Raw genomic sequence first — 22,822 nt, 5'->3', positions numbered from 1 at the left:
GGCGACGTGGAGCCGCGGGGGTCGCGGGTGGTCGGACAGGTTTTCGAGATCGTGGCGCCCGTCTTCATCCTCGCGATGGTCGGGCTCGGCTGGGCGCGGCGCGGCCTGCCCTACGACATCGCCTTCGTGACGCGCCTCGGCACCGGGCTGGCCATGCCCTGCCTCATCTTCTCGACCCTGGTGCGGGCCGAGATCGGGGCCGAGGCCTTCGGCCAGATGATCGCGGCGACGCTGCTTTTCTACGGGCTCTGCGCCGTTCTCTTCGCCGCCGCCCTCCGGCTCGCCGGGCTGCCGCTGCGCGTCTTTCTCCCGCCGACGGTGATGAACAACGCCGGCAATCTCGGGCTCCCGGTCGCCTTCTACGCCTTCGGGGCGGAGGGGCTGGCGCTCGCCATCGTGCTCTTCGCGATCATGGTGGCGCTGCAATTCTCCATCGGCGTCTCCTTCGTCGCCGGGAAGGGCGGAGCGGGGGAGGCCGTGCGGCAGCCGATGGTCTGGGCCGCCCTTCTCGGCGTCGGCGCCGCTTCGCTCGGACTGAAGCCGCCGGGCTTCCTCGACAACGCGGTCGCGCTCATCGGGCAGATGGGCATTCCGCTGATGATCCTCACGCTCGGCGTCTCGATCAGCCGCATCCGCGCCGCCTCGCTGGCGCGCGCGGCGCTGATCGCCTGCCTCCGCTATCCGGCCGCGCTCGCCGTCGCTTTCGGGGTCGGCCAGGCGCTCGCCTTGCCCGATCTCGCCTTCGCCATCCTCGTTCTGCAGGCGATCATGCCGGCGCCGGTGACGAACTATCTCATCGCGGCGAAATACGAGGCCTCGCCGGAGGAAGTGGCCGGGCTCGTCGTCGTCTCCACGGCGCTCTCCGTCGCCTTCGTGCCGCTGACGCTCGCCTTTCTTCTCTGAGATTGGCGGGCGGCCGCTTCCGTGTTACCTTTGCGGCATAATTGAGGCTGTGAGCAGGCCCGAGACATGAGACAGACGCGATGCGCCCTTATCTGGGCGGCGGCGGCGCTTGCGCTGGCCGCCTGTTCCTCCACGCCCGACGGTCCGCCGCGCAACCAGGCGGACGCCTGCGCGATCCTCGAGCATGATGACGACTGGGGCCCCGCCCTCCGCAAGGCGGAGCGTCGCTGGGGCGCGCCGCCGGAGCTGGTGCTGGCGATCATCTGGCGCGAATCCAGCTTCCGCCACGATGCGCGGCCGCCGAAGACCTACGCGGCCTTCGGCCTGATCCCCACGGGCCATGTCAGCTCCGCCTACGGCTACCCGCAGGCGCTGGACGGGACATGGGACTGGTACCGGCAGGAGACGGGCGCAAGCTGGGCGAGCCGGGAGGATTTCGAGGACGCGGCGGATTTCGTCGGCTGGTATCTTCACATGACGGAGCGGCTGAACGGCCTCGCCAAGCATGACGCCTATCACCAATATCTCGCCTATCACGAGGGCCATACCGGCTTTCGCCGCGGGAACTGGCGGCAGAAGGGCTGGCTGATGAACGCCGCGAGCCAGGTCGCGCGGCAGGCGGACGCCTATCGCGCGCAGCTCCGCAGCTGCGGCGGGCGGCTCGCCTGAGCCGCCTCAGCCCGGGCTGAGGCCCCGCAGCCGCTCCGACCGGCGGCGCAGCAGCTCCACCGTCGTCAGCAGCGCGATGGAGAAGATCACGAGGATCGTCGCCACCGAGAGGATGGCGGGGGAGATCTGCTCCCGGATCCCGTTCCACATCTGCCGCGGGATCGTCTGCTGGTCATGCGCCGCGACGAAGAGCACCACCACCACCTCGTCGAACGAGGTGATGAAGGCGAAGAGCGCGCCGGAGATCACGCCGGGGAGGATCAGCGGCAGCGTGATCTTGAAGAAGATCGTCTGCGGCGAGGCGCCAAGGCTCGCCCCCGCCCGCGTCAGCGAATGGTCGAAGCCCACCAGCGTCGCCGTCACCGTGATGATGACGAAGGGTATGCCGAGCGTCGCATGGGCCAGGATCACGCCGGCATATGAGCCCGCGAGCCCGGTCGCCGAGTAGAAGAAGAAGAGCCCCGTCGCGGTGATGATGATCGGCACGATCATCGGCGAGATGAGGATCGCCATGATCGCCCGCCGATAGGGCATTTCCGGCCGCGAGAGGCCGAGCGCGGCGAGCGTGCCGAGCGCCGTGGCGAGGATGGTGGAGGCCACCCCGATGATGATCGAGTTCTTCGCCGCCCGGATCCACGCCGAATTCTCCCACGCGTCCGCCCACCAGGCCGCGTCCCGCGGCGCCTCCGGCGCCAGCATCCCGAAGGTGAGGAGCAGGTCGTACCAGCGGAGCGAATAGCCCTCCGGGTCGAGCGAGAGCATCTTCTCCGTGAAGCTGAAATAGGGCTCCGCATTGAAGGAAAGCGGGATGATGATGATGATCGGCGCCATCAGGAAGAAGAAGATCAACCCGCAGATCACCCGGAAGCCATAGTACCAGGCGCGCTCCAGCGGGCCGGCATAGGAGGGAAGCGCCATCGCCGTCACCCGAATTTCATGTTGTCTATGCCGATCAGCCGGTCATAGAGCCAATAGAGAAGGAGGATCGCCCCGAGCAGCAGCGCCGCCAGCGCCGCCGCCATCGACCAGTTGAGCGACCGCGTCATGTGGAAGGCGATCATGTTGGAGAAGAGCTGGCCCGAGGAGCCGCCCACCAGCGCCGGCGTGATGTAGTAGCCCACGGCGAGAATGAAGACGAGCAGCACCCCCGCGCCGATCCCAGGCACGGTCTGCGGCACGTAGACCCGCCAGAACGCCGTCCAGTTGTTCGCGCCGAGCGAGCGCGCCGCGCGCACATAGGAGGGCGGGATCGTCCGCATCACGGAATAGAGCGGCAGGATCATGAACGGCAGCAGGATATGCGTCATCGCGACGATCGTGCCGGTCTGGTTGTACATCATCTGGATGCGCGCATCGTCGGCCACGACGCCGAACGAGACCAGCACGTCGTTCACCACGCCCTCGGATTGCAGCAGCACCATCCAGCTCGTCGTCCGCACGAGGAGAGAGGTCCAGAACGGCAGGAGGACGAGGATCATCAACAGGTTGGAGATGCGCATCGGCAGCGTCGCCAGCAGATGCGCGACCGGAAAGCCGAGCAGGAGGCAGATCCCGGCGATCACCGCGGAGATCATCATCGTCCGCCAGAAGAGCGGCATGTAGATGCGCTGGTCGTCGGGGACGCTGACGATCCCTTCCTCCGGGTCCACCTGCCGGTCGAGCGCGGCGATGTAGAAATTGGGAGTATGCGCCGCCGAAGCCGCGCGCATCGCGCTCCAGAGCGCGGGCGAGCCCCATTCCTCGTCGAGCTCCAGCAAGGCCTCGCGATAGGGCGCCTCCAGCCTTCCGGCGCGCCGCCCCGCCGAGGTGAAGAGCGAGCGGGTGCCCGAAACGTCATAGTTGATGCGCGTGCCGACGACGCCGATGGTCCGCGCCTCCGCCGCGAGGGCGAGGTCGGCGGCGAGCGCGGCGTAGGCGCTCTCGTCCGGCTCCGTCTCCGGGTTCTCGGCGAACCAGCGCACGAGATTGGGCATGTTGGCGGAGAACCCGTCATTCGCGACGGAGCGATAGAGCATCTGCCCGATCGGGGCGACGAAGGTCAGCACCACGAAGGCGAGGAGCGGCGCGACGAGGAGGAAGGCGCGCCGCCGCGCCCGCTTCGCCGCATGGGCCAGCGCCGCCTTCAGCGGTGTTCCGTCCGCCGTCTTCAGCGTCTCGGCGCGCGCCGGGGCCGACGCCATGCCCGTGTCAGCGATGTCCGCCATGCCGCCCTCCGCTCAGGTGCAGGCGGGGCGCCGCGGCGCCCCGCCCCGTTCCGTCGTCAGTTCGCCGCCACCCAGGCGTTGAACTTCTCGGAGAGCTCGACATCGTAATCCGCCCAGAACTCGAAGTCGTTCAGGAGCGCGTTCTCCATGTTCGCCGGCGCGGTCGGCATGTGCGGCGCCATCTCCGTCTTGCCGTCGTTGAAGAGGCCGACGAGCGGGCCGGAGGACTTGCGGGCCGGGCCGTAGGAGATCCACTTCGCCTGGTCGGCGAGGCGCTGCGTGTCCGTCGAGAACTTGATGAACTCGAGCGCGGCCTCCTTGTTCGGGGCGCCCTTGGGGATCACGAAGAGGTCGAGATCGAGGATCTGCCCGTCCCACACCACGACGAACGGCTTGTTCTCCGCCGCGGCGGCGTTGAAGATGCGGCCGTTATAGGCGGTGGTCATCAGCACTTCGCCATCGGCGAGGAGCTGCGGCGGCTGGGCGCCGGCCTCCCACCAGATGATGTCGGACTTGATGGTGCCGAGCTTGGCGAGCGCGCGGTCCACGCCCTCCGGCGTCTTCAGCACGTCATAGACTTCTTCGGCCGGCACGCCGTCCGCCATCAGCGCCATCTCGAAATTCGCCTTGGCGCCGCGGCGGAGGCCGCGCTTGCCGGGGAACTTCGCCGTGTCGAAGAAGTCCTCGATCGTCGTCGGCTTCTCGCCCGGGAACTTCGAATCGTCATAGGCGTAGACCGTCGACCAGAAGATCGAGGCGACCGCGCAGTCATAGAGCGCGCCGTCGATGAAATCCTCCGTCGCCGGCGTCCCGTCCGGCGCCGCCGGAAGGGCCGCCGCGTCGATCGGATAGATCAGCCCCTCGTCGCAAAGACGCACGGCGTCCGAAAGCTCGACGTCCGCGACGTCGATGGAGACGTTGCCGGCCTCGACCTGCGCCTTGATCGGCGTCGCCGGGTTGTCGGCGTCCACCGAGATCACCTTGATCCCGGTCTTCTCGGTGAAGGGCTTGTGATAGGCCTCCACCTGGCTCTTCGTATAGGCGCCGCGCCAGGACATGACCGTGAGCTCCTGCGCCGAAGCGCCGAAGGCGAGGCCTGCGAGGGCGGTGCTGAGGATGAGTGTCTTCTTCATCTTGGCTCCCTGGTTGCAGTCGTTCTTCCCGCCGGGAAAACCCGCCCGGCGCGGGCCCGGCGGCGGCGGGGCCGCGCCGGGAATTCCGTGCGCGCGCTCAGGCGTCGAGCGCGCGGGCGTCCTCCGTCGCCCAGCCGATGCGGATCTTCTCGCCCGGCTGGAGGCGCCGCTGGCCCTGGCCGTTCCGGCTCTTGATGACGAACTCGTCGGAGCCGGCGACGCGCAGCCGCGTGCGGAAGACGTCCCCCATGTAGATGAATTCGAGCACCTCGGCGTCCAGCCCCGGCGCGCTCATGTCCTCCCGCTGCTCAACCCGCTCGGGCCGGACGGAGACGAGCGTGCGCCGCCCCTTGCCGCCGACATTCACCGCGGCGGCGTCGATCACCTCGCCGCTGTCGAGCCGGACGACCGCGCGGCCGCCGTTGAGATCCTCCACCACCCCGTGGAGCTTGTTGTTCTCCCCGATGAACTGCGCGACGAAGGCGTTCTGCGGCCGCTCGTAAAGCTCGTCCGGCGGCGCGAGCTGCTGGATAACCCCGTCGTTGAACACCGCCACCCGGTCCGACATCGTCAGCGCCTCGCCCTGGTCATGCGTGACGTAGACGACCGTGATGCCGAGACTTTCGTGCAGATGCTTGATCTCGAACTGCATGTGCTCGCGCAGCTGCTTGTCGAGTGCGCCGAGCGGCTCGTCCATCAGCACCAGCTCCGCGTCGAAGACGAGCGCGCGGGCGAGCGCGATGCGCTGCTGCTGCCCGCCGGAAAGCTGAGCCGGGCGGCGCCCGCCGAAGGCGCCCATCTGCACCATGTCGAGCGCGCGCTTCACCTTCGCCTCGATCTCGGCCTTGCCCATCTTCCGCACCTCGAGCGGGAAGGCGAGGTTCTCCGCCACCGTCATGTGCGGGAAGAGCGCGTAGTTCTGGAAGACCATGCCGATCCCGCGCTTGTGCGGCGGGATGTTGTTGATCGGGCGGCCGCCGAGCCTGATCTCGCCATGGGTCGCCGTCTCGAAGCCGGCGAGCATCATCAGGCAGGTGGTCTTGCCGGAGCCGGATGGGCCGAGCATCGTCAGGAATTCGCCCTTGCCGATGGCGAGATTGAGGTCCTTCACCACGAGGGTCTCCCCATCGTAGCTTTTCTGAACGCGCTCAAAGGCGACGAAGGCCTTGTCGGCCGTCGGATCGGTCATGCGGTTCCCTGTCAGCTTCCGGCTTGAGCCGGTTATCCGTTGTGCGAAGTCAAGCACAGAGGCGCCCGCCGTGACAACCGTCTTGCGACAGCTTTCTGTTGCAGCGCGACATCGCCGGCTTCGCATGCCCATATTAGCGCCAGCCGCGCGGCGATTTTCCCGAATCCTGCGCATTTCATGGACCGATCTCCCGAAATCGCCGATGATCGCGCACGGAAGTAGCGGAGGAGGCCGCGATGAAGCTCGACCGGATCGACAGGGCGATCCTGCGGGAACTGCAATCCGACGGCCGGCTCTCCGTCGCGGAGCTCGCGGCGCGGGTGAATCTCTCGAAGACGCCGGCCCATGCGCGGCTCCGCCGCCTGATCGCGGAAGGCTACATCCTTGGCTTCAGCGCGCAGGTGGACCATGCGCGGCTCGGCCTCGGCCATGTCGCCTTCGTGCAGGTCACGCTGTCGGACACGCGGGCCCCGGCGCTGGAGGCGTTCAACGCGGCCGTGCGCGCCCTGCCGGCGGTGGAGCAATGCCACATGATCGCGGGGGCCTTCGACTATCTCCTGAAGGTCCGAAGCGCCGACATCGCGGAATATCGCCGGATGCTGGGGGAGGAGATCGCGCGGCTGCCGCATGTGGCGAACACCTCCACCTTCGTCTCGATGGAGGCGGTGAAGGAGGCCGGCGCGCCGCCGCCCGCATAAGCGGCGCGGCGCAAACGCTTGTAAGCCGGCGCAATTTTGTTACCGTCATCCATCGGGGCGAGGGAGGGGCGATGGACCGCCTGACCGAGATGGAGATCTTCACGCGCGTGGTGGAGCTTGGCGGCTTCACCGAGGCGGCGAAGCGGCTCGGCCTCTCGAAATCCGCGGTCTCCAAACATGTCGCCTCGCTCGAGACGCGGCTCGGCGCCCGGCTCCTGACGCGGACGACAAGGCGCGTGAGCCCGACGGAGATCGGCCTCGCCTATTTCGACAAGGCGCGGGACGTGCTCTCCGCCGCCCACGAGGCGGACGCGATGGCCGCCGCGATGCAGGACGCGCCGACGGGGGAGCTGAAGATCTCCGCCCCGCTCTCCTTCGGCCTCCGCCATGTCGCGCCGGCGGTCTCCGGCTTCCTCTGCCGCTATCCCGCCGTCTCCGCCCGGCTCCAGCTCGACGACCGGCGCGTGGAGCTGGTGGCGGAAGGCTACGACCTCGCGATCCGGATCGGCGACCTGCCGGACAGCACGCTCATCGCGCGCAAGCTGGCGGAGGCGGACCTGATCCTCGTCGCCTCCCCCGCCTATCTCGCGCGGCGCGGGACGCCGGAGACGATCGACGACCTCTCCGACCATGATCTCCTCCACTACACCAACAACGCCTTGGGCCCCGTATGGCGCCTCCGCGCCGCGAACGGGGACGAGCGCGCGGTGCGGATCGGCGGGCGCCTCTCCGTCAACAACGGGGACGCGCTGGCCGCGGCGGCGGCGGAGGGGCTCGGAATCGTGCTCGGCCCGCATTTCATCGTCTCCGCCATGCTGGCCTCCGGCGCGCTCGTGGAGGTCCTGCCGCGCCATCGTCCGCCGCCGATCGGGATCTACGCCGTCTATCCGGCGGGCCGGTTCCCGCAGCCGAAACTGCGCGTCTTTGTCGATTACCTGGCCGAAAGCCTGAAGGGAAAGGGCCCCCTCTGGTGACGGATTACGCACACCGGGCGCAGGAAGGCCCGCCGCCGCGGGTTTATTTCGCGGCATCCTTCCCATATCGTCCTCGTGGAGGGGAGCGGGGGCTGCCCGCGCGCGGCGCATTCGAGGCGCGCATGCCGAGGCCGGTGGAGGGGACGTGCCGGAGACCGCGATGAAGGACTGGACGAGACCCATGAGCGACGCCGACGTCCGATTCAGGTTCTGGGGCGTCAGGGGCTCGCTGCCCTCGCCGGGCCCGGACACCGTGATCTACGGCGGCGACACGCCCTGCCTTGAAATCCTCACCGCCTCGACCCGCGTCATCCTCGATTGCGGCTCGGGCATCCGCCGGCTCGGCAACCAGATGATGGAGGAGCCGGACGACCGGGAGACGGTGATCCTCCTCGGCCATCCGCATTTCGACCATGTCTGCGGCCTGCCCTTCTTCACGCCGATCTTCATCCCGGGGCAGAAGTTTCGCCTCGGCGCCTGCGAGCCGCACGACATGCGCCTCCTGATGCCGCGGCTCTTCTGCCGCCCCTTCTTCCCGGTGGAGGAGGCGATGCTGGGCGCGGAGATCGAGTATTTCCAGCCCGACCCGCACGGCCGCATGAATCTGAACGACGAGGTGACGATCGTCACCCGCCCGCTCAACCATCCCGGCGGCTGCACCGGCTACCGGGTCGAGGCGCTCGGCGTCTCCATCGCCTATTGCTCCGACACCGAACATGTCGAGGGCGAGACGGACGAGAACGTGCTGGAGCTGATGGACGGCGCGGACCTCGCGATCTACGACAGCGCCTACACGGCGGCCGAATACCCCAACCATGTCGGCTGGGGCCATTCGACGCCGGACGAGGGCGTTAGGCTGGCCGCCCTCGCCGGGGCGAAGCGCCTCGCGCTCTTTCACCACAACCCGACGCGGACCGACGCGCAGATCGCCGAGATCGAAAGGCGGCTGCAGGAGACGGCGCCCTTCTCCTTCGCCGGGCGGGACGGGATGGAGCTTTCCTTTCGCGCCGCGAAGGTCAAGGCCGCATGAGGCGTTGATCGGCTCCGCGCCATGCGCCACTACTGACCGGGTCATCTGAGGGGGGCGGCATGGAGAAGAGCCTCGTCGGCTTCGTCTGGAAGCACGGCAAGCTGGACACGATCAAGACCCTGATCGTGACCTTCATGACCTTCCCGGTCATCTACATCAGCCTCGAAATCCCGAAGATCATCGTCAACGACGCGCTCGGCGCCGGCAAGGAGCCGGTGCAGTTCCCGACCGAGTTCTTCTGGACGAGCATGGACCAGGTCACCTATCTGGTGGCGCTCTGCATGATCTTCATCACGATGATCGTGCTGAACAACTGGCTGAAATACGTCCTCAACAACCAGATCGGCCTGACCTCGGAGCGGCAGATGCGCCGGCTCCGCTTCAAGCTCTACGAATCCGTGCTGCGCTTCCGGATCAAGCGATTCCAGCACATGAAGCAGGGCGAGATCGTGCAGTCCGTGATGGGCGAGATCGACGCGCTCTCCGGCTTCTTCGGCGAGGTGATCTCGACCCCCGTCTGGCAGGGCGGGATGCTGCTCGTCTACATGACCTTCATCTTCATGCAGGACCCGTTCCTCGGCGCCGCCGCCATCGCGCTCTACCCGGTCCAGGCCTGGCTGATCCCGAAGCTCCAGAAGAAGGTCGTGCGCCTGAACAAGGAGCGCGTCGCCAATGTCCGCAGGATCGCGGACAATATCGGCGAGAGCGTCGGCGCGATGGAGGAGATCCATACTTCGGGCACCGCGCGCTGGCACCTCGCCGTCGTCGCGGACCGCCTGTACGAGAGCTACCGGATCCGGCTCGACATCTTCAACCGCAAGTATCTCATCAAGGCGCTCAACAATTTCATGATCGCCCTGACGCCCTTCGCCTTCTACCTTTTCGGCGGCATCCAGGTGATCAACGGCAATCTGGAGCTCGGCAGCCTCGTCGCCGTGCTCGCCGCCTACAAGGACGTCTCGGCGCCGTGGAAGGAGCTGCTGAACTACTTCCAGCGCTGGAACGACCTCAACAGCCGCTACGAGATGGTGGTCGAGAACTTCTCCGGCGAGGACGTCTATGACGAGGCGCGGATCGGCGGCGGCTCCGACGATCCGGAGGCGCGGCTGAAGGGCGACGTCGCCCTCCGCGGCGTGAATCACGGCCCCGCGTCGAGCGGCCTGCATGGCGCCTCCTGCGCCGCCCCCGCCGGCCGGGCCACGGCGGTGACGGGCGGGGAGGAGGGCGGGCGCGACCTCGTGATGAAGATCATGGCCGGGCTGGTCGAGCCCGACCAGGGCCGCGCCACGATCGGCGGCGCGCCGGTGATCGACGCGCCGATGCCCGTCGTCGCCCGCTCGCTCGCCTATGTCTCGCCAGACGCCGCCTTCTTCGCCGGCACGCTGAAGGACAATCTGACCTACGCCCTGCGCAAGACGCCCGCTCTCCTCTCCGATGACGAGCGGGAGGACGCCCGCCGCCGGCTGGAGGAGGCGGGCAAGACCGGCAACATCCCCGCCAACCCGTTCGGCGACTGGACGGATTACGCCGCCGCCGGCGTCGCGGACGCGGCGGGGCTGACGGAGCGGATCCTCGACCTCTCGGCGAAGGTCGGGCTGGCGGAGGAACTTTATCACCTCGGCCTGCAGGCGCGGATGGACCCGAAGGCGCATCCCGACCTCGCCGCCCGCATCCTCGCCGCGCGGGACAAGCTGCGCGAGGCGGCGGCGGGCGACCGGGAAATCGCCGACATCGTGGAATTCTGGGAGCCGCAGACCTTCAACCAGAACGCCTCGCTGCTGGAGAACGTGCTCTTCGGCATGCCGGCGAAGGCGCGCGCCAGCATCGCCGACTATGCGGAGGACGGCGCGGTCGTCGCCCTGCTGGACGAGGCGGGCGCGACGGAGCCGCTGCTCCGCGCCGGGCTCCGCATCGCGACGCAGCTGGTAGAGCTTCTCGGCGCGGTGGACGAATCCAGCGCCCTGCTCGATTCCTTCTCCGACTATTCGAAGAAGGACATCCTCGCCGCCGCCGGCATCGTCGAGGCCGCGAAGCGGGCGGACTGGGCGCCGAAGGACGAGCCGCGGCGCATCCTCCTCTCCTTCGCCCTCGCCTTCGTGCCGACGAGGGACAGGCTCGATGCGGTGGACGCGGCGCTGGAGGCGGAACTCCTCGCCGCCCGCGCCCGCCTCCTGCCGAAGCTGGCGGGCGACGCGCGCGTCGTCGGCTTCGGGGACGAGCGCTATTCGCCCGCGCTCTCCGTCTCGGAAAACCTGCTCGACGGCAAGCGCCGCTACAACCGTCGCAGCGCGTGGCGGCGGTTCGACGGGTTTCTCGAGCGGGAGATCGAGGCCGGCGGGCTCCGGCCGGGCATCACGGCGGTCGGCCTCGGCGCGCAGGTCGGGCCGGGCGGCGGCGGGCTCTCGGCCGCCTCGCGCCGCCGCGCCGCGCTCGTGCGCGGGCTCCTGCGGCGGACCGAAATCCTGATCGTGAGCGGCGTCGCGGCCGGCGCGGCGCCAGAGGAGGCGGCGGCGCGCGCCGCGATTCTCGAGGAGATGAAGGGGCGCACCCTCATCATGGCCCTCGCCGCGCCGGAGCTGGCGGAGGGCTTCGACCACATGATCGAGGTGAAGCAGGATGGCGGTCTCCGCGAGGGGCCGGCGGAGCGGATGCGGGCTGCCGAATGAGGGCGCGGGGCGGAAAAAGCCGGGGGAGAATCGCATGAGCCTGAACAAAGCCGTCGAATCGATGATGGAGACGCCGATCTTCCAGGGCGTCGCCCCGAAGCGGCTCCACCTCCTCGCCTTCATGTCCGAAAGCCTGACCTACCGGGCGGGCGAGCTCCTCTTCGATCAGGGCGACGAGGGGGACAGCGCCTTCGTCACCATCACCGGTGAGGCCTCGGTGCTCATCAACATCGGCGGGGAGCGGCGGGAAGTGGCGGTGATCGGGCCGAAGCAGGTCTTCGGCGAGATGGCCGTGCTCTGCGACATCCCCCGAACCGCCGCCATCGCCGCCAAGACCGACCTTGAGGTGCTCAGGATCGACCGGGACGCGTTCCTGAAGCTCCTCGCGGAATTCCCGGAAGTCTCGCTCCAGGTCATGCGCTTCCTCGCCGCGCGGCTGGAGCGGACGACGCAGGCGCTCGGCCAGGCGCAGGCGCGGGTGCGCGAGCTCGAAGCTGCGAAGGAATGAGCGGCGGGCCCGATCTCGGCGCGCTCTTCGGCGCGGCGGCGGCGGAGACCTTCCTCGGCCTGCCCCCCTGCCCTGACCTCTCCCGGCTCGACGCGCCGGCGGCGATCTTCGGCGCCGGCGGCGCCACGCCCTACGCCTCGGTCGGTTCCTATTGCCGGAACGCGCCCGCCGCGCTCCGCGCCGCCACCGCCGCCTTCGCCGGCGGCTTCGACCGATACGATTTCGAAAGCGGCGGCCCGCTCTTCCCCGATCTCTCCCGCCTCCCCGCGGATACGGGCGACCTGCCCTTGAGCGAGACGGATTTCGCCGCGAACCGCGCCGCGATCCGGGAGCGGACGGCGGCGATCCTCGCGCGGGGCGCCGTTCCCGTGATGCTGGGCGGGGACGATTCCACGCCGATCCCGATGCTGGAGGCGCTCGGCGCGCGAACCGCGGCGCTCTGGATCCTCCAGATCGACGCGCATATCGACTGGCGGGACGAGCATATGGGGGAGCGGCTCGGCCTCTCCTCGACCATGCGCCGCGCCTCCGGAATGGCTCATGTGGCCGGGATCGTGCAGGTCGGCGCCCGCGGCATGGGCTCGGCGCGGTCGGGCGACGTGGCGGCGGCCAGGGCCTGGGGCGCACGCCTCGTGACGGCGGAGGCGCTGGACGGCGACGGGGTGGCCGCGGCGCTCGCCCCCATCCCCGAAGGCGCCGACATCGCGATCTGCTTCGATGCGGACGCGCTCGATCCCTCCATCATGCCGGCGGTGATCGGCCGCGCGCCGGGCGGCCTCTCCTACTGGCAGGCGCTCGGGCTCATGCGCGGCGCGGCGGCGCGGGGACGGATCGTCGCCGCCGATTTCGTCGAGTTCATGCCGGAGCGGGATGTGGACGGCCTCGGCGCGCTCACCTTCGCGCGGCTGGTCGCGGACGCGCTCGGGCTTATCGCCGGGCAGGGGTGACGGGGCGCGCGACCGCCGCTCGGGCGGTCGGCGCGCGAACGGAGCGCGAAGGGCCGCGGCCTCCCTCGGGCGGCCGCCGCGGACCGATTGGTTTCAGCGGTTTATGGCGTCAGGAACTTCCACGGTTGCACGTCTTGCGCCGTTGCGATGCGGCCTCCCGTGCGGGAGGGAGGCCGCGGCCCGTGCTGGACGCACGGGCCAGGGGCGAGCGGAAGCGAGGCGGCTCCGTCCGGCCGGGCCCGACGGGCCGGATTCCACACAGCCTCCAATTATTTCAAAACCGATCACGGGTTTTTTCTTTTGATTTCAACGGAATTTTGCCGATAACCATGGTTATCTCTCCGCCTCACCCGAAAATCGGCCCGAAAAGCAGCGAGGCGAGGGCCCCCAGGGCCAGCGCCGGGCCGAACGGAATCTCCGCGTCCCGGCGGGCGCCCTTCACGGCGAGCGCGAAGGCGAGGCCCGAAAGCGCCGCGACGAACACGACCTCCGGCAGGGCCAAAGGCCCGAGGCAGGCCCCGATCCCGCCGAGGAGCTTCGCATCCCCCCCGCCGAGCGCCCCCTCCCGCGGCCAGAGCCGGGCGAAGAGCGCGAGCCCGCCCCAGCCGAGCGCGGCGCCGAGCGCCGGCGTCCATGATCCCTCCGCCAGCCCGAGGAGAAGGCCGAAGAGGATCAGCGGCAGCGTCAGGTCGTCCGGCAGGATCATCCGCCGCGCGTCGATCAGCGCGAGCGGGGCGAGCGCGGCCAGAAGGCCGATCCCCGCCCATCCCGCCCCCGGCGCCAGAACCGAGAGGAGCGCGCCGGCGGCGGCGGCGAGCGCGCCAGAGGCCGCCGCAAGCGGCAGCGGCGAAAGCGCGAGGTCGCGCCGCCGCCACGCGACCGCGAGGCCGAGCAGCGCGGCGCCGAGCCCGGCGATCAGCGTCTCCTCCATCCGGCGCTTCCCCCTTTCGCCCGGCAGGCGTAGCATCGCGCCATGATCCGCGCGACGCTCATATCCCTCCTCGCCCTCGCCCCCGCCGCCGCGCCGGCCGCGGGCCTCGACGAATGGCTCGCCCGCCTCGCCCGCGCCGAGGCCTCGTTCGAGGCGGAGTGCGCGGCCCTGCGCGAGCGCGAGCCGCCGCCCGGCGCCGTCTGGCTCCGTCTCGGGCCCTCGGGCGTGGAGATCGCCCCGGCGGACGCCGCCTCCGCCGAGGCCGCCGCCTTCTGGGCCGAAGCGGCGCTCGGCGCCCGCGCCGCCGCGCTCGCGCTCTACGGCCAGGCGGAGGGCGAAGGGCTCGCGCTTCGCCCGGTGATGATCGAGACGGGCGCGGGCGGCGTCTCCGTCCATGACGGCGCGGCGCTCAGCCGGGGCGACGCCTGCGACGCGCTCAGGCGCATGACCCCGGCGCTCGGCGGCGCCGCGCCCGGCGGGAACCCGTTCGGCGCGGCCCGCGAAAAGGCGGCGGCCGGCCTCGCCGCGCCGGTCGGCGGCTCCGCCGAGGCGCGGCTCGAAAGCGCACCGCCCGAGGGCGCGACCGCCCGCGGGCCGGACGGCGTGACGGCCGAGATCGGAGCGGACGCCGAGGGCGCGCCCCTCCTCGCCGTCTCCGTCTCGGGCGACGCGCGGCCGGGCGAGACCGAAGTGCGGATCTACGCGCCCGGCGATCCGTTCCGCCCGGCGGCGACCCTGCCGCTCACGATCCTCCCCGGCGCCGCGCCCGCGCCCGCCGCCACGGGCGGCGCGCTCGCCCCCGGCGGAACGGCGGAGGGCGTGCTGCCGCTCGGCGGCGAGGCGCGGCTCTCCGTCGAGGTGACGGAGCCGGGCCGCTTCGCCTTCGCCTCCGCGCCCGGGGCCGACCTCACGGGCCGGATCGAGACGGCGGACGGCCGCCCGATATCCGCCGATGACGATTCGGGAGGCGGATACGGTTTCCGGTTCTCCGCGGAGTTGCAGCCGGGCCGATATTTCCTATCTCTCCGTCATTGCTGCGGAGGCGGCGGCCATTTTTCGGTCATCTCCTCGCCCGAATGAGAAAAAGCGTGACCTAACGCACGGCCCTGCTGCGGCGCAGCGCAGGGAATGATTGACCGCGCGCGCCGAAAATCCCATCATGCCCGCACCTTGCGACCGGGGGCGTGATGACGGAAACGTACGAAATCGCGATCGTCGGCTCGGGCCCTGCGGGGGCGAGCGCGGCGACGAGGGCGGCGAAACTCGGCGTAAGCCACGTGCTCCTTGAGCGGACCGACCACCTTTCGGACACGATCTACAAATACCAGCGCGGCAAATATGTCATGGCGACGCCGGACAACCTGCCGTTGCAATCCGACCTGAAGTTCGAGGCGGACACGCGGGAAAACATCCTCGGCTGGTGGGACGAGGGGACGGCCGGCTCCGGCGTGAACGTCATGTTCAACGCCGAAGTCACGGCGATCGAGGGCGAAAAGGGCGATTTCACGATCCGCACCGCCAAGGGCGACAGCGTGAAGGCGCGCAACGTCGTGCTCGCCATCGGGTTGCAGGGCAACCTCCGCAAGCTCGACGCGCGGAAGATCCCCGGCGCGGACAACGGATTGACCGAGTACCAGCTCGACGATCCGCGCGACTATTTCGACAAGGACGTAGTGGTCATCGGCGCCGGCGACGCGGCGATCGAGAACGCGGTGGCCCTCGCGCAGGCGCAGAACCGCGTCACCATCGTCAACCGCAGCCGCGAATTCTCCCGCGCCAAGAGCGGAAACATCTCGCTCATCCTCACCGCGATCAAGGACGAGCTCCTCGAATGCGCCTACAACGCGGAGCCGGCGCGGGTCGAGGAGCGGGCCATCGTGCTGAAGACGCCGGAAGGCGAGCGCGTCGTGCCGGCGGACCGGGTCGTCGCCCGGCTCGGCGCCATGGCGCCGCGCGCCTTCGTCGAGGCCGTGGGCGGCGTCTTCGAGGAGGGGGCGGACGTGCCCCGCGTCTCCGAAAGCTACGAGGCGGACCGGCCGGGCGTCTACATCATCGGCGCCCTCGCCGGCTATCCGCTCATCAAGCACTGCATGAACCAGGGCTACGAGGTGATCCACACGATCATCGGCGACCCTGTCGAGAGCATCATCCGCAAGGAGCTGGCGAAGAAGTTCCAGGTCATCCCCGGCTATCGCGACGTGCAGTCGATGCTGGAGCGGATCAAGGACGCCGTGCCGCTCTTCCAGGGCCTCACGCTCCTCCAGCTTTCCGAGTTCCTGCTGGACGCCGAGGTGCATTTCAAGAAGCCGGGCGAGCCCTTCATGAAGAAGGACGAGGCGGGGGACAGCCTCTTCGTCATCCATGAAGGCTCGGTCGAGATTCCCGTCACAGCGGAAAAGATCTTCCGGCTGGAGAAGGGCGCCTTCTTCGGCGAGATGGGCCTCATCATGGGCCGCCGCCGCACCGCGACCGTTCAGGCGGACCGGAACGGCGCCGGCGCCGTCTGCATCGAGATCCCGCGCACCGCGGCGCTGAAGCTCATCGCCTCCTCCCCCGTCGCAAAGCAGGTCATGGACGAGACGGCGATCCTCCGCCAGCTGCAGACCTTCCTCTCCCCCGAGCTGACGCGGGACGACCTGACCGAGCTCATCGCGGCGGCGGAAACGAAGAAGTTCGGCCGTGGCGAGGCGCTCATCAAGGAAGGCGAGGAGGGCGATTCGCTCTTCGTCATCCGCTCCGGCTCCTGCACCGTCTCGAAGCGGGTCGGAAGCTCCGACGTCGTGCTCGCCTATGTGCCCGCCGGCAAGTTCGTGGGCGAGATGGCGCTGCTGACCCGGCAGGTCCGCTCCGCCACCGTGCGGGCGACCGTGCCGGTCGAAGCCGTGCAGCTCGACGGCGCGCTCTTCCGCTCGCTGCTGGACGGCAAGCCGAAGCTACGCGCCATCGTAGACCGCGTGGCGCGCGAGCGCGAGGAGGGCAACCAGAAGGTCTCCGACGACGAGCTTTCGAAGAAGATCGAGTTCCTGACCTCGGTCGGCCTCGGCGAGGCGACTAACGCCATCGTCATCGACGAAGGGCTCTGCGTCCGCTGCGACTATTGCGAGAAGGCCTGCGCGGAGACGCATGGCGGCGTCAGCCGGCTCGACCGGGCGGCCGGGCCGACCTACGCCAACATCCACGTCCCGATTTCCTGCCGCCATTGCGAGCAGCCGCACTGCATGGCGGACTGCCCGCCCAACGCCCTGCAGCGGGACGCGAAGGGCGCGGTCTATGTGAACGAAACCTGCATCGGCTGCGGCAACTGCGCCCGCAACTGCCCCTATGACGCGATCAAGCTTTCGGCCCTCCCGCCGCCCAAGAGCGGCCTCTTCTCCTGGCTGCTCTTCGGCGGGAAATACGGGCCCGGCGAGGCTGGCAAGGCCAAGAAATCCAAGGAGAACAAGGAGCTCGCCCGCAAGTGCGACCTCTGCGCCGGCGACGACGCCGGCCCGGCCTGCGTGCGCGCCTGCCCGACCGGCGCGGTCGTGCGCATGGGGCCGGAAGAGCTCTTCCAGCGGATCAGGGAGGGCGCGTGATGTCCGCCCATTCCTCCTTTCTCGTTTATGAGCGGTTCCGCTGGTTCAAGCGTTCGGCCTGGCTCTGCCTGCTCGTGATCGTGATCTACTCCGCCTATGCGCCGGTCGGCGGGAGGAACGGCGGCACCTGGGTCGGCTACGGGCTCGGCGGGCTCGGGCTCGCGCTGATCCTGTGGCTCACCTGGCTCGGGGTGAAGAAGCGCGGCTTCTCGACCGGGGCGAAGGGCGTGAAAGGCTGGACCTCGGCCCATGTCTATCTCGGCATCTCGCTCGTCGTGATCGCCACGCTGCATACCGGCTTCGAATTCGGCTGGAACGTGCATACGCTCGCCTATGCGCTGATGATGCTGGTGATCCTGTCCGGCGCGTTCGGCGTCTTCGCCTATGTGCGCTATCCGCGCCTGATGTCGCAGAACATGTCGGGCCAGTCGGCCGAAGGCCTCAGGCGCGAGAGCGCGGAGATCGACATCCGCCTCCAGCGGCTGGCGCAGCGCCTGCCGGACGCTTTCGCCGCCGCCGCGCGCGAGGCGCTGGAGGCGCGGATCGGGGGCGGCTTCTTCCAGCTTCTGTCCGGCTCCAGCCGCCGCTGCGCGGCCGCCTCCGCGCTCGGCAAGGCGCGGGCCGAAGCGGAGCGCATCACGGACCCTGAACAGCAGAATGCGGCGACGGAGATGATCGCCGCGCTTTCCCGCAAGGCGGAGATCTCCGCCCGCCTGCGGCGCGACCTGAGCTTCAAGGCGATGATGGACGTCTGGCTCTGGATCCACGTTCCGGTGACAATCGGGCTCATCGCGACGCTGATCGCGCATGTCCTCATCGTCTTCTTCTACTGGTGAGGCCCGGCATGCGTCTTTCGCTCATAACCCTGAAGCGCCGGCCGGACAGCGAAGATGTCTCGAGGCGCGAGACGATGCTGGAGGCGGATGTCTTCCGCGTCGGCCGCGGCTCGGACATGGATGTCAACCTGCCCGACGTGAACGTCGCCTATCACCATGCGACGCTCAGCGCGGGCCCCGGCGGGCTCCGGCTCGAAGGCGTCGGCGGCGCGCTGATCGAGTCGGGCGGCAAGATGGTCGATTCCGTCGCGCTGCGCCCGGGGGAGTCCTGTCGGGTCGGCGCATACGAGATCGGCTGCGAGGCGCCGGGCGCCCATGCCGACGCGGCGATCACCCTGGCCCGCGTCGAGGCGCAGGCGCGCGCCTATCGCACCCCGCAGCGAATTGCGGATACGCTGCCTTCGCGGCGCCGCCTTTCCTGGCTTCTGGCGCTCGCCTCGCTTGTTCTTTTCATCGCCTGGCCGCTTTCCGTCATCCTCCTCCGCGAGGCGCCGCCGCCGGGCGCCGTTGTCGTCAACGCGATGGTCGCGCCGGAGAAGGCGGAGGCGCGGGCCGGCAGCGTCGCGACGCTCGTCGCCCTCGGAACCAGCCTGGCGGAGGGGACGGAGCCGCCGCCGGCGCCCGCCTTCACGCCGATGGAGACGCTCTGGCTCTCGGGCCCGATGTCCAACGTCCATGCCGGGCTCGCAGAGAACTGTTCCGCCTGCCATCTCCGGCCCTTCGAGATGACGACGAACGACGCTTGCCTCGCCTGCCATGCGGAGACGGCGAACCATTTCGACGTTGCGAAACATGCGTCGGCGGCGGACGACCCGTCTCTCGCCCGCTGCGCCGCCTGCCACAAGGAGCATGTCGGCGGCGAGAGCCCGATCGAGGAGGCGTCCTCCACCTGCACCGATTGCCACGCGGACCTGAAGGCCGTGGCGAGCGCGACCGAGCTCTATGACGTCTCCGACTTCGCGCTCCAGCATCCGCAATTCCGCCCGACCCTCGTGACCGGCGTCGGCACGGCGGTGGACGGCGCGCTTCTCCCGACGGTCGCGCGCGCGCCGCTCGACCCGAAGTTTCCGCTCTCGGAGCAGTCCGGACTCAAGTTTCCGCATGACGTCCACCTGAACAAGGAGGGCGTGCGCGGGCTCGGCAGGGTCGCGGACAAGACCTGGGAAATGAACTGCGAGTCCTGCCACCAGCCGCAGGCGGACGGCGCGCTGATGCGGCCGATCGAGATGGAGCGCGATTGCGGCTATTGCCACGAGCTCGTCTTCAAGCCCGACAATCTCGACGTGCTGCGCGAGCTGCCGCACGCCAAACCGGTGGAAGTGCAGGAGATCGTGCACGACTACTATGGCGCGCGCGTGCTCGAGGGCGGCCTCAACGTCCCCGGCGCGCCGGCGAGCGCGCGCCGCCGCCCGGGCGAGGCGATCGGCCTCGCCGGCCGGGCGGAGGGGCTGGACTGGGCCGCGGAACAGGCGGAGCTCGAGCTGAAGCGGATCATGGAGGTCAGCCTCTGCGGCGACTGCCATGTCGCCGAGGCCTCCGCGGAACCGGATTCGCGCGGCCGCACGGTCTGGACGGTGCAGGGCGCGCTTCTCCAGCGCCACTGGATGCCCAAGAGCTACTTCAACCATGGGCCGCATTTCGCGATGGACTGTGTTTCCTGCCACGCGGCGACCACGTCCAAGTCGAGCACGGACGTGCTGATGCCCCCCATCGAGAATTGCCGGGATTGCCACAAGGGCGAGCAGGCGGGGGCCTCCGCCTCCTCCGAGTGCCTCGCCTGCCATGTGTTCCACGCCGATCCCTACGGGGCGATGTCGCCGCCGCACGGGCAGGCGATGGAGACGCGCCGGAATGAGGCGGAGCGTTCGACCGTGGTTCGCGCCACGCAATAGCCGCGCCCTCCGGGGCGCGCAGAAGGGAGAAACCCGATGCGCCGACCATTCATCGCCCTCGCGCCGCTCCTCGCCGCGCTGGCCGCGTCCGGTTCTTTCGCGGCGGAGCGCCTGAGCGCGGGCGGCGCGGCGCTGCCGTCGGTCACCTTCGCGCCGGGGGGCGCGCTGGAGGCGCGGGTGGACGCGGGTGGAGACGAGGTGCTCTCCGTCCACGCCCTCCTGCGCCCCGCCTCCTCCAACCAGGTCTGGATGCGGGACAGGGACGGGTTCTGGACCGAGTGGAACGGCGACCGCGCGGCGCTGATCCCGGCCGCCGCGCGGCGTGAGGGAAGCGAGCTCGTCTTCAAGCTCTTCACGGCGCCGCCCTCCGGCGTCTCCTCCATGACCATCACCCTCGCCTACCGGACGCCCGAAGGGCTGAAATACGGCTGGTTCGAAGCAGCGGAGCGCAACGAATGAAGGCCCCCTTCCGATACGGCCTCGTCGGCCTGCTGACCCTTGGCCTCCTCGCCGCCTGCGGCGGGGAAGAGACGGGGAGCGACGACGGCGCGACGCCCGAGCCCGGCACGCGGTTCACCGGGCTCATCGACTTCCCGCCGCTGGAGGCGCTCACCAGCGCCGAGGTCCAGCAGATCATTGCGCAGGCCGCGGCGGAGGCGACCGCGCAGGGATCGCCGGCCGCCATCGCGGTGGTGGACCGCGTCGGCAACGTCCTCGCCGTCTTCCAGATGAACGGCGCGCCAGCGCAACTCTCCGCCATCGCGGAAGTGCCGCGGACGATCGACCAGGGCCCCCTCTCCGGGACCGTGCTCGCCGGCGCCGACGGGTCGGGCCTCGACGGGCTCGTGATCCCGGGCGCCGCCCCCGTCGGCGCAATCGCCAAGGCGGTGACCGGCGCCTATCTCTCCTCCGGCGGCAACGCCTTCACGACCCGCACGGCAAGCCAGATCGTGCAGGAAAACTTCAATCCGGAGCAGACGTTCCAGGCCGGCGGCCCGCTTTTCGGCGTGCAGTTCAGCCAGCTTCCCTGCTCCGATCTCTCCACCCGCTTCGCCTCCGACAACGGCGCGGGAACGGTCGTCGGGTCGACGGTCGGCCCCCGCCGCTCCCCGCTTGGCCTCGCCGCCGACCCGGGCGGCCTGCCTCTCTACAAGAACGGGACCGTCGTGGGCGGGATCGGCGTGATCGCGGACGGGGTCTACGGGCTGGACCTGCGGGTCACCGACATCGACTCGGATGCGGACATGGTCGACGAGCTGATCGCGCTCGCCGGAACCGCAGGCTTCGAAGCGCCGGCGCAGATCCGGGCCGAGCGGATCACGGTGGAGGGCAACACGCTCCGCTTCACCGACACGGTCGACGATACGGACCGGCTGCGCTCCAACCCCGCCGCCGCGCCCGCCTTCGGCGCGATCCTCGGCGTCCAGGGCGCGCTCCTCGCCGTGAACGGCTACTACGCGACGCCGACCGGCACGGCGGCGGATGTCCTGCCGGGCGCGGCCTATGGCGACGCGGCTTCCGGCTATGTGCCGGCGTCGAGCCTGACCGGCGGCAGCCCCTTCGAGAGCCGGAGCGCCTTCGTGCTGGTGGACGAGAACGGGGACCCGCGCTTCCCGCCCCGCGCCGCGATGGACGCGCCGGGCGGCGACGCGGCCAACCGGCTGACGCGGCGGGAAGTCATCGCGCTCATCGACGAGGCGCTCGGCGTCGCGCTCGCCGGGCGCGCGCAGATCCGCCAGCCGCTCAACAGCCGCATTCAGGTCACCGTCTCCATCGTCGACACGAACGGGGAGATCCTCGGCGTCGCCCGCACGCCGGACGGGCCGATCTTTGGCACGGACGTGTCGCTGCAGAAGGCGCGGACGGCGATGTTCTTCTCCTCCGCCACGGCGGGGACAGAGCTGAACACGCTGGCGGCGGTGGACAGCGGTCCGCTCCTCGCGAGCCTCGGCGTCTTCGCGCCGGACGGGCTGATCCCGAACCCGCTCGGCGGGCCGGGCCAGCGCGTCCTCCTGAATTCAGGCGCCTCCTACGTCCAGAATGCGCGGGATTTCATCGGGCCGAACGCGCTCGACGGCTCCATCGCCTTCTCGGACCGCGGCAACGGCAACCTCTCGCGCCCCTTCTTCCCGGATGGCGTGCAGCGCCAGCAGAACGGAACGCCCTCGCCTCCGGGCCCGTTCTCGCGCCCGTTCAACTCCGCCGACACGACGCAGAACTGGTCTCCCTTCTCGACCGGCCTGCAATTCGACCTCGTGGGCGTGAACATCCTGCAGCATGTCCTCTTCATCCTCGGTCTCCTGCCCGACACGCCGGTGGGCTGCACCGGCCTCGCCCCGCGAGACGGCCTGGCCTTCCCCGAGCCGGCGCTGGCGAACGGCGCGCAGATCTTCGCCGGCTCCGTGCCGATCTACCGCAACGGCGTGCTGATCGGCGGCATCGGGGTCTCGGGCGACGGCATCGACCAGGACGACATGATCTCCGCCCTCGGCCTGCGCCGCGCCGGGCTCCGCCTCGGAAACGGGCTCGGCCATGCGCCGGAGGCGATCCGCTCCGATACGCTCGTGCCGGACGGGCGGAACCGGCTCCGCTACGTCTCCTGCCCGTTCCGCCCGTTCATCGCGAGCGACGTGCAAAATCCGTGTCAGGTGCTCTGATGCCGTCATG

Annotated in this window: 19 protein-coding genes; 14 read left to right on the top strand and 5 right to left on the bottom strand. The window is 69.8% G+C overall.

Annotated elements, in window-relative coordinates:
- Positions 1–27 precede the first annotated feature (27 nt).
- Both ACE37J_RS02210 and ACE37J_RS02205 read left to right on the top strand, forming a co-directional pair.
- Positions 28–903, top strand: coding sequence for an AEC family transporter (locus tag ACE37J_RS02210; RefSeq protein WP_409706343.1), 876 nt, complete (start codon positions 28–30; stop codon positions 901–903).
- Between the two features lie 66 nt (positions 904–969).
- Positions 970–1,572 (top strand): transglycosylase SLT domain-containing protein, encoded by a 603-nt coding sequence (locus ACE37J_RS02205; RefSeq protein ID WP_409706340.1) that lies wholly within the window; start codon positions 970–972, stop codon positions 1,570–1,572.
- A 6-nt stretch (positions 1,573–1,578) separates the two neighbouring features.
- Here ACE37J_RS02205 and ACE37J_RS02200 read toward each other — a convergent pair whose 3' ends face one another.
- The 4 genes from ACE37J_RS02200 to ACE37J_RS02185 form a co-directional block, all read right to left on the bottom strand.
- Positions 1,579–2,490: an ABC transporter permease gene (locus tag ACE37J_RS02200; protein ID WP_409706337.1), complete on the bottom strand. Its 912-nt coding sequence runs from the start codon at positions 2,488–2,490 to the stop codon at positions 1,579–1,581.
- Positions 2,491–2,495: 5 nt separating this feature from the next.
- Positions 2,496–3,776 carry an ABC transporter permease gene (locus ACE37J_RS02195; protein WP_409706334.1) on the bottom strand — a complete coding sequence of 427 codons (1,281 nt, stop codon included), beginning with the start codon at positions 3,774–3,776 and terminating at the stop codon, positions 2,496–2,498.
- A gap of 56 nt (positions 3,777–3,832) precedes the next feature.
- A complete protein-coding gene (locus tag ACE37J_RS02190) occupies positions 3,833–4,909 on the bottom strand; it encodes an ABC transporter substrate-binding protein (RefSeq protein WP_409706331.1) in 1,077 nt (358 codons plus the stop codon).
- A 97-nt stretch (positions 4,910–5,006) separates the two neighbouring features.
- Positions 5,007–6,098 (bottom strand): ABC transporter ATP-binding protein, encoded by a 1,092-nt coding sequence (locus ACE37J_RS02185; protein WP_409706328.1) that lies wholly within the window; start codon positions 6,096–6,098, stop codon positions 5,007–5,009.
- Between the two features lie 236 nt (positions 6,099–6,334).
- On the opposite strand from ACE37J_RS02185, the gene ACE37J_RS02180 reads away from it, so the two are divergent.
- The 6 genes from ACE37J_RS02180 to ACE37J_RS02155 all read left to right on the top strand — a co-directional run bounded on the left by ACE37J_RS02180 (position 6,335) and on the right by ACE37J_RS02155 (position 12,921).
- On the top strand, positions 6,335–6,796 hold the full coding sequence (locus tag ACE37J_RS02180) for an Lrp/AsnC family transcriptional regulator (protein WP_409706325.1): 462 nt from the start codon (positions 6,335–6,337) through the stop codon (positions 6,794–6,796).
- A 71-nt stretch (positions 6,797–6,867) separates the two neighbouring features.
- Positions 6,868–7,770, top strand: coding sequence for a LysR family transcriptional regulator (locus ACE37J_RS02175; protein ID WP_409706322.1), 903 nt, complete (start codon positions 6,868–6,870; stop codon positions 7,768–7,770).
- 181 nt (positions 7,771–7,951) lie between these two features.
- The gene (locus tag ACE37J_RS02170) at positions 7,952–8,800 is read left to right on the top strand and encodes an MBL fold metallo-hydrolase (protein WP_409706319.1); all 849 of its coding nucleotides are present in this window, start codon (positions 7,952–7,954) and stop codon (positions 8,798–8,800) included.
- A 59-nt stretch (positions 8,801–8,859) separates the two neighbouring features.
- Positions 8,860–11,466 carry an ABC transporter transmembrane domain-containing protein gene (locus tag ACE37J_RS02165; RefSeq protein WP_409706317.1) on the top strand — a complete coding sequence of 869 codons (2,607 nt, stop codon included), beginning with the start codon at positions 8,860–8,862 and terminating at the stop codon, positions 11,464–11,466.
- A 34-nt stretch (positions 11,467–11,500) separates the two neighbouring features.
- Entirely contained in the window at positions 11,501–11,974 is a 474-nt protein-coding gene (locus ACE37J_RS02160; RefSeq protein ID WP_409706314.1) for a cyclic nucleotide-binding domain-containing protein, read from the top strand.
- Positions 11,971–12,921: an arginase family protein gene (locus tag ACE37J_RS02155; protein ID WP_409706311.1), complete on the top strand. Its 951-nt coding sequence runs from the start codon at positions 11,971–11,973 to the stop codon at positions 12,919–12,921. Before ACE37J_RS02160 ends, ACE37J_RS02155 begins: the two co-directional genes overlap by 4 nt.
- A 346-nt stretch (positions 12,922–13,267) precedes the next feature.
- Here ACE37J_RS02155 and ACE37J_RS02150 read toward each other — a convergent pair whose 3' ends face one another.
- Positions 13,268–13,852 carry a prepilin peptidase gene (locus ACE37J_RS02150; RefSeq protein WP_409706308.1) on the bottom strand — a complete coding sequence of 195 codons (585 nt, stop codon included), beginning with the start codon at positions 13,850–13,852 and terminating at the stop codon, positions 13,268–13,270.
- A 42-nt stretch (positions 13,853–13,894) separates the two neighbouring features.
- Here ACE37J_RS02150 and ACE37J_RS02145 point away from each other — a divergent pair, with 42 nt between their 5' ends.
- The 6 genes from ACE37J_RS02145 (at position 13,895) to ACE37J_RS02120 (ending at position 22,812) form a co-directional block, all read left to right on the top strand.
- On the top strand, positions 13,895–14,932 hold the full coding sequence (locus ACE37J_RS02145) for a hypothetical protein (RefSeq protein WP_409706305.1): 1,038 nt from the start codon (positions 13,895–13,897) through the stop codon (positions 14,930–14,932).
- Between the two features lie 107 nt (positions 14,933–15,039).
- Positions 15,040–17,427 carry a cyclic nucleotide-binding domain-containing protein gene (locus ACE37J_RS02140; protein ID WP_409706601.1) on the top strand — a complete coding sequence of 796 codons (2,388 nt, stop codon included), beginning with the start codon at positions 15,040–15,042 and terminating at the stop codon, positions 17,425–17,427.
- Positions 17,427–18,263 carry a hypothetical protein gene (locus ACE37J_RS02135; RefSeq protein WP_409706302.1) on the top strand — a complete coding sequence of 279 codons (837 nt, stop codon included), beginning with the start codon at positions 17,427–17,429 and terminating at the stop codon, positions 18,261–18,263. Before ACE37J_RS02140 ends, ACE37J_RS02135 begins: the two co-directional genes overlap by 1 nt.
- An 8-nt stretch (positions 18,264–18,271) precedes the next feature.
- Positions 18,272–20,155 (top strand): cytochrome c3 family protein, encoded by a 1,884-nt coding sequence (locus tag ACE37J_RS02130; RefSeq protein ID WP_409706299.1) that lies wholly within the window; start codon positions 18,272–18,274, stop codon positions 20,153–20,155.
- Positions 20,156–20,191: 36 nt separating this feature from the next.
- Entirely contained in the window at positions 20,192–20,614 is a 423-nt protein-coding gene (locus ACE37J_RS02125) for a hypothetical protein (protein ID WP_409706296.1), read from the top strand.
- Positions 20,611–22,812: a heme-binding protein gene (locus tag ACE37J_RS02120; RefSeq protein WP_409706294.1), complete on the top strand. Its 2,202-nt coding sequence runs from the start codon at positions 20,611–20,613 to the stop codon at positions 22,810–22,812. Before ACE37J_RS02125 ends, ACE37J_RS02120 begins: the two co-directional genes overlap by 4 nt.
- Positions 22,813–22,822: the final 10 nt, after the last annotated feature.

It is taken from the genome of Pikeienuella sp. (assembly GCF_046290545.1).
In the GTDB taxonomy this organism is placed as follows: Bacteria; Pseudomonadota; Alphaproteobacteria; order Rhodobacterales; family Rhodobacteraceae; genus Pikeienuella.
This window is presented reverse-complemented; position numbering and strand designations above follow the sequence as displayed.

Coding starts and splice junctions, on each gene's coding strand:
- ACE37J_RS02160 (WP_409706314.1), top strand. CDS start 11,501: ATGAGCCTGAACAAAGCCGTCGAATCGATGATGGAGACGCCGATCTTC.
- ACE37J_RS02165 (WP_409706317.1), top strand. CDS start 8,860: ATGGAGAAGAGCCTCGTCGGCTTCGTCTGGAAGCACGGCAAGCTGGAC.
- ACE37J_RS02150 (WP_409706308.1), bottom strand. CDS start 13,852: ATGGAGGAGACGCTGATCGCCGGGCTCGGCGCCGCGCTGCTCGGCCTC.
- ACE37J_RS02205 (WP_409706340.1), top strand. CDS start 970: ATGAGACAGACGCGATGCGCCCTTATCTGGGCGGCGGCGGCGCTTGCG.
- ACE37J_RS02145 (WP_409706305.1), top strand. CDS start 13,895: ATGATCCGCGCGACGCTCATATCCCTCCTCGCCCTCGCCCCCGCCGCC.
- ACE37J_RS02190 (WP_409706331.1), bottom strand. CDS start 4,909: ATGAAGAAGACACTCATCCTCAGCACCGCCCTCGCAGGCCTCGCCTTC.
- ACE37J_RS02135 (WP_409706302.1), top strand. CDS start 17,427: ATGTCCGCCCATTCCTCCTTTCTCGTTTATGAGCGGTTCCGCTGGTTC.
- ACE37J_RS02175 (WP_409706322.1), top strand. CDS start 6,868: ATGGACCGCCTGACCGAGATGGAGATCTTCACGCGCGTGGTGGAGCTT.
- ACE37J_RS02180 (WP_409706325.1), top strand. CDS start 6,335: ATGAAGCTCGACCGGATCGACAGGGCGATCCTGCGGGAACTGCAATCC.
- ACE37J_RS02140 (WP_409706601.1), top strand. CDS start 15,040: ATGACGGAAACGTACGAAATCGCGATCGTCGGCTCGGGCCCTGCGGGG.
- ACE37J_RS02195 (WP_409706334.1), bottom strand. CDS start 3,776: ATGGCGGACATCGCTGACACGGGCATGGCGTCGGCCCCGGCGCGCGCC.
- ACE37J_RS02130 (WP_409706299.1), top strand. CDS start 18,272: ATGCGTCTTTCGCTCATAACCCTGAAGCGCCGGCCGGACAGCGAAGAT.
- ACE37J_RS02200 (WP_409706337.1), bottom strand. CDS start 2,490: ATGGCGCTTCCCTCCTATGCCGGCCCGCTGGAGCGCGCCTGGTACTAT.
- ACE37J_RS02125 (WP_409706296.1), top strand. CDS start 20,192: ATGCGCCGACCATTCATCGCCCTCGCGCCGCTCCTCGCCGCGCTGGCC.
- ACE37J_RS02155 (WP_409706311.1), top strand. CDS start 11,971: ATGAGCGGCGGGCCCGATCTCGGCGCGCTCTTCGGCGCGGCGGCGGCG.
- ACE37J_RS02120 (WP_409706294.1), top strand. CDS start 20,611: ATGAAGGCCCCCTTCCGATACGGCCTCGTCGGCCTGCTGACCCTTGGC.
- ACE37J_RS02185 (WP_409706328.1), bottom strand. CDS start 6,098: ATGACCGATCCGACGGCCGACAAGGCCTTCGTCGCCTTTGAGCGCGTT.
- ACE37J_RS02170 (WP_409706319.1), top strand. CDS start 7,952: ATGAGCGACGCCGACGTCCGATTCAGGTTCTGGGGCGTCAGGGGCTCG.